The organism is Candidatus Sarcina troglodytae, assembly GCF_015708635.1.
Classification (GTDB): Bacteria; Bacillota; Clostridia; order Clostridiales; family Clostridiaceae; genus Sarcina; species Sarcina ventriculi.
Map to the genome: position 1 here is coordinate 1,234,095 of NZ_CP051754.1, position 15,811 is coordinate 1,249,905.

The window sequence follows — 15,811 nt, forward strand, 5'->3', positions numbered from 1 at the left end:
TTAAATTATTTAATACGATTTATTTTTATTAGCTATTATATCTTTCTATGGAATTCTTAACTCTATCCAAATCTTCTTTATTAAAGAAATTTAATTTTTCCAAATCATTTACTATCTCATACTTACTCATACCTGTAAGCCAAACAGCATTTATAAACATCTCTTCTATAGCATAGTTATCAACATAAAGATGCAACATATTTCTCTCTTTTAAGAGGTTTAAAACTTCTTCATACATTTTTCTAAAATCTCCACGAACTAAAGCACTTCTTGAGTGATTAAAACATTCTAACATATAGTTTAAATACCCTTGCTTATTATAGACTCCTTCTGTCCACGCTAAAAGTCTAGCTTTAGCAAGAACCATTGTGTTTTTGCTCTCTATAACCTCTTCTATAACCTCTGCTTGCTTTTCTTTAGGCAAATCATGAAAATTTAAAAGCATTCTTCTTAAACTTATCTCTTTTAATTCTTTTGACAAATCCTCAACTACGTTATTTAAACTTTGACTTAACTTCTCTAAGTTATCAATTGATTCATTTTCAAATATTTCTTTATTGGTTAAGTTCTTTACCCTTTGTATAGAATCTTCTTCATCTTTAGATACACTTCTTTTGTCTATAAATGATTTTATAAGTATCTTTATTTTATTAGTTATATCAATTTTCTGATTTTCTGTATTATCTACATATTTTATACTTTCAAAGTTTTTAGGAAGAATTACACCTTCATTTAATATAAGATATTTTTCATCATATCCTTCTAAACCTACATTCATATTCAATAAACTATCTAAAAATGTAGTAAATTTTCTAAATTCTAAAAGTAAATTCCTAAGATCTCCCTCTAAAAAATTTGTAACATTACTTTGTTGATTTAACACATAACAATTTCTATCTATTTCTCTAAAATCTATTTCCATATCATAAAAATATCTTAGAAAAACATTGCCAACATCATAATTTTTAAATATAACAGCATCTACCATATCTTTTACATTAAATATATTTATAAGTTTACCTAATCTGCATACAGTACCTTCTCTAAAAGATTTTACTCGATATTCGCCTAATATTTGTCTATCATCTGTTGAGTATTTAGTATCAAAATAAAGTTCTAAACATTCTTTTATATATAATAATCTTATATCATTAGCTTTTTCTGAATCTATAAGTTTTAAACAATATTCTTTGTTCTCTAAAAAGTTCTCTTTAACTTTATTATAAACTAAATTTATAGTATGCTTATTACTACTTCCTAAGTTTATTACATATAAGAATGTTTCATCATCTTCATAGTATTTCTCTGCACTTAATTCTTTTGTAAATGTTGTTTGAATTCTTTTATCCAAAAATCCTTCTATTAAGTAATTTTCATTCTGTTCACTAGGTAATAAATCAAAATTCTCCTCTCTAAACATAAGAGGTAAATCGTATCTTTTTACTAACTCTTTATAAAGTTCCTCTTTATATACATCATCTAATTTATCAAATATTTTAAATATAGTTTTATTATATACATTTTCAGTTATTGTTTCTTCTCTATTTACATACTCTATCAAAAGACTTAATTTTTCCTTATAGACATTTAGATTTGTATAATAATTTATCAAATCCAGTAAAAGATCTGTATAATTTTCTTTTAATATTTTTTCAGTTAATATATCAAAAAGAACTTGTGTGTTTTCATCATTATAATCCTCGTGAAACATTATTTGTTCTATTGATTTTAGTATGCCTTTACTTAATTTAATAAATTCCACAAAAACTTTATTCTCATCTTCGAAACTAAAATCCTTAATATATCTAGAAGTTAAAACCTTAAATTTAGTATAATCTGATTCACTATAATACGTCATAAGAGATTTTAATATCTTAAGCCTTTGATTAAAGTCACTCAATATACCATTTTTTAATGTTGCCTTATCTAAAAGTTCTAATTCATCATCATTCAAATTCTTTCCATCAAGAAGATTTTGCAAAATTATATCTATATAATTTGAAAGTATTATAATACTTTTATTTGATAGTTCTTTAATAATATTAAAATATTTTCTGTTTATTTGCTTTAAAACATTAGTATTCGCTTTATTATATAGCTTCTCTAAAATACTAACTCCAAAAGGAATTATTTCTAAATCATCTTTATAATTTTGAAAAAGATCTAATCCTTCTATATATTCATCTATCGTTATCTTTCTATTGTAAAATTCAAAAAGTTTTAATACATCCTCTTTTTTAAAGATTTCTTTTATTCTCTCTAAGCCTTTATTATTAATATTTCTCACTAATATTTTCAAAGAATTTATATCATTATTTCTTAAATAAAAATCATATATTATATCTACAAGCTCCTTTTTAGATATATATTTACATTTATTAACTATTTTATTTATTATATTATCAAAATCACCTTTATCCTCTGATAAACTATAAAGTTTTAAAAAATCATCCATAAATTCTAAATCAAAATTTCCTTCATCAGATTTTAAGGATAATAGCATATAATTAACTCTAACATCATCTTTTGTAGTAAGTTTTATATATTCTAAAATTTGTTTTGAATTTCTCGTAAATATATTATTTTCATACATCTTTTTTAAATATATTAAAATATCATCTAAAATTATTGGATTCTTTTTTATTATCTCCTCACAAAGCATTGCAATTTTCAAATTAAACTCTTGCCTACTCGCACACATTTTCACAATATCTATATAAGTTTCAATATCTATGGGTTCATCCATAAATTTAGGGGCTGATTTTACAAAACTATACAAATCATCACTAGTTTGTATTTTGCCTAGTGCTTTATTAAACATTGTTTTATTTGGTTTTTCCTTAAATTCCTTAAGCAACCTATCTAAATTTGTATTTTTTATAAAAGAATATACTTCTTTCATTTCCTCAGCATTATATAATTTATCAGACTTAGATAATATCTTAATTATTTTCTCATTTACAGCCGTAAGTTTTCCCTTAGCTATTTCATCTACAATTATATAAGATAATATTCTTAGATATTTATTATAGATGCTAAATTCTCCATCTTTTATTATATAGTTATTTAAATAATCATAAGCTGTACCCTTAAAATCTAAAAGCTTATCCTTATAAAATTGACTTAAAACCTTTAAATTTTTAATGTCTAATATTAATCCATTATCTCTTGGAATAAAATAATAGTTGTCTAAATTAAAGTAATAATTACTAATTTCTATTTTAGATGTTTTTTCAAAAATAAAACCTATTATTCCATTTTTAAATAAAGTTTTTCCTTTGCCTATATAAATCTTATCTAAATTGTCAAACTTAAGTTTTATAAGCTTTAATTTATTTTCATGAATATATTCTTTTTCTAAAGAATCTATTATACTACTTAAAGTACCACCATCCATATTATAATGAATATCATCAAAAATAAGATTTTCAATATAAGTATAAATTCTTTTTTTAACAGTAAATTTTCTTTTTATATCACTTAAATATTCATATCTAAGTTCTATAGCTATTAAAAGATACGCCTCTAAAGGAAGACATGTGTTATTTTCTATAAGCGTATTTACCATTGCAAACCATCTATTATCTTCTTCATATCGTCCCCTTTGATCAAAGCTTACTAAAGGCTCTCCTATTTTTAATTTTTTAATACTTCGTTCCTTAAGATTTATATAATCGTCTGAAAAAATATCCTTGTATTCTAAATTCTCATGTATCTTCTGAAGAAGTTTAATAATTTCCAAAACGTCTAGTCACCTCCTAGCTTCTTTTAAAGCCTTTTAACATTTGTTTTATTTTCCATATAATATTCATATCTTTTTTATTTTCATCTTTCTCCTCTTTCCTTGTTATCCTATATTTACTATCCCTTTGAAGCTCCTTTACCTTAAACTCTTCTAAACTTTCATTTTCTAAATGTTTATCATCCGCTTTTTTTATTTTAACTTGATTTTTAATATTTTCTTTATTTAAGTCATTTTCTTTTCTATCTTCCAAAGACTCAGACTTATCATTAAAATCAACTAATTTTTTTTCTTCTTTTTTATTTTTTATTTGATTATAATCCACAATATTGCTTTTTTCTTCTTTTTTATTCTTAGATTTATCTAATAATTCTTTATTATATTTTATTTTATTTTCTTTAACACTTCCTACTTTTCCTGTATATTCTAAAGAAATAGTTCTACTATCTTCTTTTTGAATATACATTTGATTTGATTCTTCATTTAAAGATTCTTCTTTATCCTCTTTAGACACACATTTATCTTTTATCAAAGAATCATCTTTTTTATTTTTTTTATTAACAGATAATTCCTCTTTAATCTCTTCTATATTTTTTTCTTTAATAAGATCATTTTTAATAATATCTTTTTTTATATTTTGTTCTTTATTAGCACTAGAATCTGTATTTTTTTCCACGTTAGAATTACTAGATTGTTGTACGATTAAATCCTCATTTTTTTCTTTTACCTTAGTTTTATTTGATATAATTATCTCTTGTACAACTTTCTCTTTATTAGCTTCCTCTTTAGCTATATTTTTCTCTTCAATATTATCAGGTTGCAAAGCTAATATTTTCTTAGAATTAAAAGTTTCTTTAAATAGTAAATCCTTGTTTATCTCATTTATATCACAAAAAAGTGAAAAAGGATACATTTCTATTTCCTTGCTTATTTGCTTACAATCTCTATAATTTAAAATTTGTTCTATATCACCACTTTGCTCTAAAAATGCATTAAATCCATCTTCATTACTAAAAATACTTCTTGCAGATTTTCTATTTATTTTTACAAGCTTTAAAAAACTATCAAAATCATCTATCGATTTTGTAACATTACTAGGCAATGTAGTGTCACAAACAATAGAAAAATCTATCGTTTTAATTTCAAAATCTGTATATATTATTAAACTTTCAGTAAAATTATAAGTCACATGATCATTAGCAGGTATATCTATATCTAACGTTACTTTTTTCTTGCTTCCCTCGTTATCAACTTGAATACTTATTACATTTTTATGACCACATTGGACTTCTTTTATATAAAAGGGAAATCTATCTAATACATCATAACTTATAGTTATTTTTTCTTTAAGTCCCTTACTTCTTTTATACTTTATAACATTATCTGTATCTAAAGGATTTTTTTCAGATACTGGAATTTCATCAATTATTCCTGTATCCAAAAGAAGAATCGCTAAATTTATATCCGCTAAATCTCTATCCTTTAACATATAATCTTTTAATATATGTAGACTACTACTACTTAAATATCCATATCCTTGCCACTTAAAATATCTAGGCAATATCTCTCTATAAAGCTGATCATTTCCAAGAGAATAGAAATTTATTTTTCTATTCTCAAGATCTCCTATAATTTTCTTAAGACTTAAATTTATCCTCTCTTCATCAAATATCTTTAACTCTTCTTCGGTAAATAACTCATGGATTATTTCTTGCATAAATGTCACACCTATTCATCACTTTTATTATTAGCTCTTTCTATTAAAGCCTCTTCCAAATCGGTATTGTTAAATACCATCCTAACCTCAATTCTTCTATCATTTTTAGTTGCCTCTACATCATATTCATCTAATCCCCTATCTCTTTCTTCCTTTGTACTATAATTTTCAAATTCAGACATACCAGATGCCTTAAATTTTTCTCCAAATTTATTCTCTAAAATACTATCTTCCTTTACCATTTCATTTAAAAAAGCCACAGCCCTATTAGTGGATAATGTTCTACCTGTTATTGTGCTACCTTCAAAATCAGTATGACCAACTATTTCTATATATTGTATTTCATTTGCTATATCTTCTTCTAATAAAAGCTCATAAAATATTTTACTTAAAATACTAGCCATTTCTATTCCATCTTCTTTCAACATTGACACACCACTATCAAAAAAAGTCTCTGTATTTATTTCTATTTTCCCTTTTTCTCTATTAAAATTTATTATACTTTCATCAAAATTATTTTTATTAAGTTTCATCTCTATCTTATCATAAAGTAACTCTCTTTTGTCAGCTACATTATCCATTCCTATTTTAAAACTTTTAGAAATTCCATTTGAAATTTCTCTTTGTATGATATCTAAACTAGATGTAAAATCATTCATTCCTTCCTTAAACGTAATATAACTTGAATTTAGATTTTGTATTTGAAGGTGTAAATCATTTTTATTACCTTTTAACTAATTCATCTACACCATATTTAAAAAGATTTTTCATCTCATCTGTTAATGAAATCATAGATTCTCTTATAATTTTATTAAATTCACAAAACTCGCTATTAGAATTTTTAGCATAAAGTGCAAAAACCTTATTATCTAAATAACTTTCAAAAACATCATATAATTTTTCTTTAGAGCCCTTCATTTTTACATTAGCTAAGTTTAATACCAGAGAAGATAACACGCCAAAAATACTTGTCCAAAAAGCACTAGACATACTAGATAAAAGTTCTTCCATACTTTTAGCAAAATCAGCTATACTTTGAGTTCCCAGAGAAAGAGCTCTTGTGGTACTCGTTATAGCAGTTGTAAGCCCTAGAAATGTTCCTATAAGTCCTAAAGCTATACAAGATGTTGGAATTACCATTGCTAAAGCTTCTTTACCTAAAATCTCTCTATCTAAATTTTTTTGAATAATAGCTTCTGTATTTATATTGTCTGTTCCTAATTGTGCACTTTTTTTAAATTCCTCATCTATGTTTTTTAATATATCTTGTTTAAATACTTTTAACATCAGGTTTTTGTGTTCACCTATACTGGTTTCTATTTCCAAGGCATTATTAAAACCATCTAATAAATTTTCATAACTATTCTTAGAAATGTTACTAAATTTATACGATAAAATAGCTAATATTAATATAATAAAAATAATAATCCAACCTATTACTCCTTGTTTTATAAACGAACCTATTATGTTCCCTATTAAATTTTCCATATTTCCTCCTTATACATAAAAATAATTTATTTTGTGATAATATTACTACATTTTTGATTATATGTTTTATTTTTCTATAGACATTTTTCATCATATATAAATCAAATTAACTTCATTCATTTTTATGTATAAGGAATACCTCAAAATTTATTATACAACATTACACTATATTTAAAAAGTAATGTGTATGCAATTTTAAAACTCTTATTTATTTAAGATAAACTTATTTATAGCCATTGCAACACCACTATTTTCATTACTATCAGTTATAAAATCAGCATATTTTTTTATATCATCTTCAGCATTTCCCATAACAACTGCAAGTCCTGCCTCATTTAACATCGATAAATCATTTCCACTATCTCCAATACACATTATCTCTTCTTTTTTTATGTTAAGTTTTTTAGCTAGCATTCTTACAGCATTCCCTTTAGTAGTTCCTTTTTCCATAATCTCTAATGCTCCATTCCAAGAATGAACTATATCTCCTGTACATGAAATTTCAATTAAATCATCTTTAGCCTCTTCAAAACTCTTGCTTGTTAGTGTTTGTATTAAAATAACTTTTAATATACTATGCTTTTTATCTTTAAAAGCTTCTCTAAAATCAGAAACTTCATAAAGTTTTATTTTCTCTTCATTAACCCAACTATTCATAAGCCTATAGCTATCATTACTAGGAATTTTAGTTTCTGATATTATTCCTTCAAGAGTATCAAAATACGCTAAAAAATTATACTTCTTTATTAATTCATAAATTTTATTAAATAATTTTTCACTCAATGTAGACTGAAAAACTACATCTCCACTATCTCTCTCTTTTATGTAGGCACCATTAGAACAAATTACATCAACATTTATTCCTAAAAGCTTAGAATATATCTCAATAGTTGGATAAACACGCCCTGTTGATATTGCAATTCTTACTCCTTTATCTAAAGCTTCTTTTAAAGCTTTCTTATTTTCTAAACTAACCTCATGTCGTTTATTTAATAATGTCCCATCCATATCTATACATACAAGTTTATACATATACTTATCTTCCTCTCTTAAAATCAAATTAACTCTATAAATTATATAGTAAAAACAAATAATTCTATTTTACATATACCTTCTTTAATTATAATAATTATATATTTATTAAATTTATTTTTCCATATATAGTTTAAATTAAAAAATTTATAATTTTATTATAAAAACAAATAAAGCTTACAATAATCTCCTAAGATTATTGTAAGCTTCTGCTAAAAAAACTATACATTTTAAAGAACCGTAATTTTATCTCCAACTTTTATAATTCCACCTTTTAAAACTTTAGTAAAAATACCTTCTCTTGGCATAACACAATCTCCAACTAATTGTTTTATAGCACACCCCTTATGACATTCCTTTCCTATTTGTGTCACTTCATGAAGTGTTTCTCCTATTTGCACTTTAGTGCCTACAGGTAATTCATATAAAACAATCCCCTCTGTTGTTAAATTTTCTGCAAATTTTCCTGGAGTTAAATCTTTAGCACCTGCTTTATTCATCTTTTCTATGCTCTCTAAAGCTAAAAGACTAACTTGTCTATGCCAATTTCCACTATGAGCATCACCTACAAGACCATGATTTTCTTTAAATTCACCTGATTCTATTGGATTTTTTACAACCCCTTTTGTTTCGCTTATGTTAACTGATATAACTTTACCTTCCATTATTATTCTCCTTTTTAACCGCCTATGGCCATCATATTTCGTTTTATGTAACTTCCATCTTCTAAATTATGTTCTTTTGGCTTGTCCTTTATAATATTTTTCAAAATTCCTGATATATCTATATCTTGTCTTAAATATTTCATAATATCTATCTCTTCATCAGAATGCAAACATGCCTTAATTTTCCCATCAGCTGTAAGTCTCATCCTATTGCAATTTGAGCAGAATTTGCATGATATTGGATTTATAAGCCCTACTCTTCCTTTACCATTCTTTAATTTATAATAAACAGCAGGAGATGATTTATCTGTAGATTCTATTCTTTCTAAATAACTGCATTTTTCTAAAACAGTATTATTAGACAAATATCTATTTAATGACCATTGACAAACTTGCCCAATTGGCATAAGTTCTATAAATCTTACATCTATATTCTCATCTCTTGTTAAATTCACAAAATCTTCTATTTCATCTTCATTAAATCCTTTTATTAAAACCACATTAAGCTTTATAGGTGTAAGTCCTACCTTTTTTGCTTCTTCTATACCTTCTAAAACATCCTTTATATCTCCACCTCGAGTTATATGGCTGTATTTCTTAGGATTTAATGTATCTAAACTTATATTAACTCTATTTAATCCTGCATTTTTAAGTTCTTTTGCATATTTCTTTAGCATTGTTCCATTAGTTGTCATTGCAAAATCTTTAACTTCTTTTAAAGAACCTATTTCCCTTATAAGTTTTAATATTCCCTTTCTTACTAAAGGTTCTCCTCCAGTTATCCTTATTTTATTAATTCCAAGCTTTACAAATTCTTTTGTTATCTTTTCTATTTCTTCTAAAGTTAAAATCTCTTCAAATTCTTTTTTTATAACACCTTTATCTGTCATACAATATCTACATCGCAAATTGCAAAGATCTGTTATGGATATTCTAAGATAATTTATGCTTCTTCCATAAGAATCTAACATATCTTTACACCTCCACTTCTAATCTTTATTTTTAATTGTAACATAATTTTAAATCTTATACATATGATTTTTTAGTTAAACAATCTAAAATTATTTTAAAACACCACTTAATCTCAAAAGATTAAGTGGCTTATAATTAATAATTTAAATCCATCAATTGTTTAAGACTTTCTTCTCTTTTAGAAGTTACTGATTCTTGAAATCTTTCACTTTTAACAAAAGTTAATGTCTTTGTTGGACAAATTTCAACACACGCTGGACCTGCATCTCTTCCAAAACACAAATCACATTTATTCGCCACTATTTTTACTTTTTTATTAACAACCTCTTCAGCCATAGTCATTGCTCCAAATGGACACGCAACTACACATGTTTTACAACCAATACAAGTTGTTCTATTTATTTTTACTAATCCATCTTCCATAGTTATAGAACCATTTGGACATGCCTTTAAACAAGCTGCATCTTCACATTGCCTACATTGAACTGGAGCACTTATTCCTGCTATTTTTATAACTGTTAAACGAGGATTAAAATTTTCTATATCTTTATCACCTATAAATATATTCTTTTCAGTATGAGCATCAACACATGCAATTTCACAAGTTCTACAACCTAAACATTTATTAGGATTTGCTATTACAAAACTATTCATTATTATTTTTCTCCTTTATTAAAATTTTTGCTTCTATCTTTATACTTAGTATGTAACAAGTGGTGAGATTTTTCTCCTAAAGGATTTCCTAAAAATTCCTCATATACCTTTTTAACATTAGGATTTTCATGAGATTTTCTAAATTCCATTGATTTATCATGAGCATATATAGAAGCTCTTCTCTTGCTATAAGCTTCTTCTCTTTTCCATTGTAGTACAAGCTTTGGTTGTCCTCCTCCACTTATACATCCATTTGGACATGCCATAACTTCTACAAAATCATAATTACATGTTCCTTGCCTTACACTATCTAAAACACTTCTAACATTTTTAAGACCAGCTACCATAGCAACATTTAGAGTTTGTCCACCTAAATCTACCTTAGCTTCTCTTATTCCTTCTCCACCTCTTAAAAATTTAAGTTCAAAATTATCAAGAGGCTTTTTAGAAGCTAACTCATATCCTGTTCTTATGGCAGCTTCCATTACTCCACCTGTAACTCCAAATATTGCTCCTGCACCACAATATCCACCAAGTGGAACATCAAACCCTTGTGGCTCTAAATCTTTTAAATCTATTCCTTCTGCTTTTAAAAGTACCGCAAGTTGTCTTGTTGTAACAACTAAGTCAACATCTTTATAACCATTATTTTGCATTTCTTCTCTATCAGCTTCATATTGCTTACAAGTACAAGGCATTATAGCAACACTAAATATTTTTTTAGGATCTATATCGCTTATTTTTGCCCCATAACTTTTAAATAAAGCTCCTGCCATTTGTTGAGGTGACTTACAACTTGATAAATGATTTAAAAGATCTGGATAATCCTGTTCTATAAATTTAACCCAAGCTGGACAACATGACGTAAACATTGGAAGATTTTTATGTTCTTTTAATCTTTCTATAAGCTCTGTACCCTCTTCCATAATAGTTACATCAGCACCAAAGTTAGTATCATAAACTCTATCAAAACCAAGTTTTCTAAGAGCTGTTGGTATCTTATCAACAACTAATGTTCCATAATCTAAGCCAAAATCTTCTCCAAGTGATACTCTAATTGCAGGAGCACACTGAACAACTGTAAATAAATTAGGATCTTTCAAAGCTTCTCTAAGTTCCCTTATAGTGCCCTTATTGTAAGCTGCAAATATTGGTTCTGTAATCTCGTCTATCATCCCACGCTCTTTAAATCTTTTACTGCCTTTTTTCATATCTTTATTAAATTCTGTATCATAGGCACTACAAATTTGAACGCATTGTCCACACATAACACATTTATCTTGATCTATTGTATAAGCTTCTCCCTCTTCTCCATAAATAGCATCAACAGGACACACTTCCTTACATCTGCCACACCCTTCACACAATTCTTTATCAATATTAATTATTCCACTTGTTTCCATTACTAAGTTTCCTTCTTTCTAGATCTATATTAAATTTTAAAGTCCTTGTACAACGTTTCTAAGAGTTTTAACAACTTCTTCCCTTTTTCTATTTTCCTCTTCTTTAGGATTTACAAGCCTCAAAGCTTTTTTAGGACAAACTTTAACACAAGCCGGACTATCAGAATTTGCACATAAATCACATTTTAACGCAATAGTTCTTTCATTTTCGGTATCCTTATCTATTGTTGTCATTTCAATAGCTCCAAAAGGACACGCAACCGCACAAGTTTTACATCCTATGCATATACTTTCATCTAAAATCACCTTATTATCAACCTTCTTTATAGCATTTACAGGACATACTTTTCCACAAGGCATGTCTTCACAATGTCTACATTGAATTGGCATCTTTACTTTTCCTATTTTAGTCACAAATATTCTTGGAATGATTGGACCTTTTCTTGCACTTATAGTTTTTCTAGCTTCTTCATTTTTACTGTGTACATTCGAACATGCAACTTCACATAATTTGCATCCTACACATTTATTATGATCTGCTATAACAAATGAGTTTACTTTATTTTTCATATCTTTTCCCCTTATTAATAATCAATTCTTTCATCACCTGAATATATGTTCATTTTATTTCCACGAACAAATCCTACTAAAGTTATATTTAACATTTTAGCTAAAGCTACAGATAAACTAGTTGGAGCTGACTTAGATATTATTATAGGAATATTAAGTTTCGCACATTTTAAAATCATTTCTAAAGAAACTCTTCCACTTAAAATTACTATCTTATCCTTTAAATATATTTCCTTTTCTAAAGATTCACCTATTACCTTATCTAAAGCATTATGTCTTGCAACATCTTCATTTATAACTAATATATTTTCTCTATCACAAAGAGCTACACAATGCACTCCTCCAGTTTCTTTAAATACACTAGAATAATCAAGATTTTTTTTCATAAATTGAAATATTTTATTTATATTTAACTTTAAGTCACTTCTTACACTTTCACAATTTACGCTAGTTAAGAAATTACTTGCTGCAAGAGATGTATCTTCAAAATCCTCTATACTATTTAAATCTATCTTTTTAGAATAAAAACTCTCTCTCTTTAAGTTTTTATTTAAGGTTTCAACATAAATAACACCTAAGTCCTCGTCAAGATTTATAGTCTTTATATCCTTTAAATCCTCTATAAGTCTTTCAGTTCTTAAAAACCCAACAGCTAGTTCTTTTAACTTTTTAGGACTACACAAAAGTGTTGCTAATTTCTTACCATTTAAAATTATAGTTAATGGATATTCCCTAACTATAACTTCCTTAAAATCTTTTAAAATTTTTTCATTCTCTATTTTTATAACTTTACACTCTAAAACTTTATCCATCTGTAATCCTCCTAAAATGTTAAATATAGTATTAATCTTATCTTATTTTTATTCCCATTTTTCTTCTTATTTCGTTATATTCTTTTTCTACTTCTTTTTCGGCTTCTTCTTGATTTTCCATTTTTTCTACTTTTACAGCACAATACTTAAATTCTGGTGTTTTAGAAATTGGATCTAATGCATCATTTGTTAATTCATTACAAGCTCCAACCCACCATTGATATGTCATAAATGTTGAGCCCTTTCTTATTCTCTCTGAAACTGATGCTCTAGTTATAACTGAACCTCTTCTAGATGTTACTCTAACTAATTCTCCATCTTTTACTCCAAGTTCTTTAGTATCTTCTATACTCATTTGTATACGTCCTGGTTCATCCTCTAAAGCTCTTAATGCTCTACAATTACCAGTCATTGTTCTAACTGAATAATGTCCAACTTCTCTTACAGTTGAAAGGCTAAGAGGATATTCATCATCTACTTCCTCACCTGGTTTTCTCCACTCACATGCAAATAATACACCTTTTCCACTTGGAGTTGTGAACTTATTATCCTTATAAAGATATGAAGTTCCTTTGTCAGCATCTGATTTATCTGTACAAGGCCATTGAACTCCTCCTAATTTCTCCATCTTTTCATAAGTTGCACCAGTGAATGTAGGACAAAGATCTATAAGTTCATTCCAGATTTCTTCTGTATTTTTGTAAGCCATTTTATATCCCATAGCAGTTGATATTTCACAGATAATTTCCCAATCAGTTTTTACATCACCTTTTGCCTCTACAGCTTTTCTTATTCTTTGGAATCCTCTATCAGCTGATGTGTACACACCATCATGTTCTCCCCAAGCTGTTGCAGGTAATATAACATCTGCATGAAGAGCTGTTTTATTCATAAATATATCTTGAACTATAACAAACTCTAATTCATCTAAAGCTTCTCTAACTTCTGCAGCATTTGGATCACTTTGTACTGGATCTTCACCCATTATGTAATAAGCCTTTAGCTTTTTATCCTTTAAAACAAGTTTTGGTACTTCAGTTAAGGATTCACCCTTTTCAGTTGGAATTTTTACTCCCCAAGCTTTTTCGAATTTTTCTCTTATCTTTTTATCAGTAAATTTTTGATAACCTGGAAGATAGCTTGGAAGTGCTCCCATATCGCAAGCACCTTGAACATTATTTTGACCACGAACAGGTCCTATACCAACATTTGCTCTACCATAATTTCCTGTTAAAAGACCTAAAGAAGCTAATCCACGTACAACATCAACTGCTTGTGAGAATTGACAAACACCCATTCCATAAAGAATTGTAGCATTCTTAGCTTTTGCATATTCTCTTATAGCTTGTCTTATTTCATCCGCCTTAATTCCTGTTATAGCTTCAGCATACTCTGGAGTATACTTTTCTACCATTTTCTTATATTCTTCAAATCCTTCTGTAAAGTTTTTAACATAATCTTCTTTATATAATTTTTCTTCTATTAAAACATGTGCAAATGCATTAACAAGAGCCATGTTAGTTGCACCCTTTATATATAATTGAAGATCCGCAAACTTTGAAGTTTCAGTTTGTCTTGGATCAACTACTATTATTTTAGCTCCTTTTTCTTTAGCTTTAGCTATTCTTCTTGCAACTATTGGATGACTATCTGCACCATTATATCCAAAAACAAATATTAAATCAGTATTTTCTATTTCTTCTATTGAGTTTGACATCGCACCATCACCTAAACAATAAACAAGACCTGGTAATGTAGGACCATGGCACACTCTTGCACAGTGGTCTATATTATTAGTTCCAATTGTTGCTCTTGCAAATTTTTGCATTATATAATTGGCTTCATTCCCTGAGCCTCTTGCACATCCTGTCATCATAATTGAATCAGGTCCATACTTTTCCTTTATAGCTGAAAGATTATCAGCTACATATTTTATAGCTTCTTCCCAAGATACTGGTTCTAATACACCATTTTTTCTTATCATTGGAGATTGTAATCTCCTTGTTAATATTTGAGGATCATTTAAGTAATCCCATCCATAATGTCCTTTAAGACATAATGTTTTTTCATTTGTTCTACCATCTGCTGGTTCTGCTTTTATTACTTTTCCATCTTCAACTATTAGATATAATTGACATCCACTAGCACAGTATGGACATGTTTCTAACACTTTTGTTCTCATTTCACATCTCTCCTTAGTATTATTTTTTTATGTATTTCATATATAAATTAAAAAGTCAGCACAAAAACATACTATAAAATCAAAAATAAACTTATAAAAATTAAAATTATTTTTACAAACTTTTAATGATTTAATGTTTTGCACTGACTTATCTAAAAGCTAAGATATAATCTTTCTTTTTAATCCAATCAATGTTTATTTACTTCTATAATTACAATTCTTTCATTATCTTCTAATTCCAAGTTTTTAACTTCCCAACTGTAGTCAAATCCTCCACCTATAATATCACAGGCTTCTTGCAAAAATTCTTTTTCTAAATGCGGCTTAATATACTTCCAATAATCCATAACTACATCTCTTGCTCCCTGTTTTACAAGGATATCAGACAATTTAGATAATATTCCTCTAACTTCTATAGTTATAGTGCCACCATTAATTTTAACTTTAACATTATCAGGTCCTTTGCCTTTATAGCATTTTACAACCTTTATTGCAAATTTTCTTATTTTCTCTTGCAATTCTAACTCATATCTATCCAAGGATATCACCTAATTAAATTAGTTTTTCTTTTGTT

13 protein-coding genes are annotated in these 15,811 nt (G+C 27.1%); all 13 read right to left on the minus strand.

Annotation, left to right across the window (positions count from 1 at the left end; genetic code table 11):
- Positions 1-28: 28 nt before the first annotated feature.
- Positions 29-3,742 carry a hypothetical protein gene (locus tag HH195_RS05515; RefSeq protein WP_196370074.1) on the minus strand — a complete coding sequence of 1,238 codons (3,714 nt, stop codon included), beginning with the start codon at positions 3,740-3,742 and terminating at the stop codon, positions 29-31.
- A gap of 16 nt (positions 3,743-3,758) precedes the next feature.
- The gene (locus HH195_RS05520) at positions 3,759-5,459 is read right to left on the minus strand and encodes a hypothetical protein (protein ID WP_196370076.1); all 1,701 of its coding nucleotides are present in this window, start codon (positions 5,457-5,459) and stop codon (positions 3,759-3,761) included.
- A gap of 11 nt (positions 5,460-5,470) precedes the next feature.
- Entirely contained in the window at positions 5,471-6,118 is a 648-nt protein-coding gene (locus HH195_RS05525) for an OmpA family protein (RefSeq protein WP_196370078.1), read from the minus strand.
- A gap of 64 nt (positions 6,119-6,182) precedes the next feature.
- Positions 6,183-6,947 carry a hypothetical protein gene (locus tag HH195_RS05530; protein WP_196370080.1) on the minus strand — a complete coding sequence of 255 codons (765 nt, stop codon included), beginning with the start codon at positions 6,945-6,947 and terminating at the stop codon, positions 6,183-6,185.
- A gap of 204 nt (positions 6,948-7,151) precedes the next feature.
- Entirely contained in the window at positions 7,152-7,979 is an 828-nt protein-coding gene (locus HH195_RS05535) for a Cof-type HAD-IIB family hydrolase (RefSeq protein ID WP_196370081.1), read from the minus strand.
- Between the two features lie 230 nt (positions 7,980-8,209).
- On the minus strand, positions 8,210-8,644 hold the full coding sequence (locus HH195_RS05540) for an MOSC domain-containing protein (RefSeq protein WP_055256917.1): 435 nt from the start codon (positions 8,642-8,644) through the stop codon (positions 8,210-8,212).
- A gap of 14 nt (positions 8,645-8,658) precedes the next feature.
- The gene (moaA, locus tag HH195_RS05545) at positions 8,659-9,615 is read right to left on the minus strand and encodes a GTP 3',8-cyclase MoaA (RefSeq protein WP_196370083.1); all 957 of its coding nucleotides are present in this window, start codon (positions 9,613-9,615) and stop codon (positions 8,659-8,661) included.
- Positions 9,616-9,751: 136 nt separating this feature from the next.
- Complete coding sequence (locus HH195_RS05550; RefSeq protein ID WP_055256921.1) at positions 9,752-10,270, minus strand: 4Fe-4S dicluster domain-containing protein; 519 nt, start codon at positions 10,268-10,270, stop codon at positions 9,752-9,754.
- A gap of 2 nt (positions 10,271-10,272) precedes the next feature.
- A complete protein-coding gene (locus tag HH195_RS05555) occupies positions 10,273-11,673 on the minus strand; it encodes a [FeFe] hydrogenase, group A (RefSeq protein ID WP_196370085.1) in 1,401 nt (466 codons plus the stop codon).
- A gap of 36 nt (positions 11,674-11,709) precedes the next feature.
- Positions 11,710-12,243, minus strand: coding sequence for a 4Fe-4S dicluster domain-containing protein (locus HH195_RS05560; protein ID WP_055256924.1), 534 nt, complete (start codon positions 12,241-12,243; stop codon positions 11,710-11,712).
- Positions 12,244-12,257: 14 nt separating this feature from the next.
- Positions 12,258-13,055 carry a formate dehydrogenase accessory sulfurtransferase FdhD gene (fdhD, locus tag HH195_RS05565; RefSeq protein ID WP_196370087.1) on the minus strand — a complete coding sequence of 266 codons (798 nt, stop codon included), beginning with the start codon at positions 13,053-13,055 and terminating at the stop codon, positions 12,258-12,260.
- A 37-nt stretch (positions 13,056-13,092) separates the two neighbouring features.
- The gene (fdhF, locus tag HH195_RS05570; RefSeq protein ID WP_196370089.1) at positions 13,093-15,237 is read right to left on the minus strand and encodes a formate dehydrogenase subunit alpha; all 2,145 of its coding nucleotides are present in this window, start codon (positions 15,235-15,237) and stop codon (positions 13,093-13,095) included.
- A 188-nt stretch (positions 15,238-15,425) separates the two neighbouring features.
- Complete coding sequence (locus tag HH195_RS05575; RefSeq protein ID WP_196370091.1) at positions 15,426-15,776, minus strand: Na-translocating system protein MpsC family protein; 351 nt, start codon at positions 15,774-15,776, stop codon at positions 15,426-15,428.
- Between the last annotated feature and the right edge of the window lie 35 nt (positions 15,777-15,811).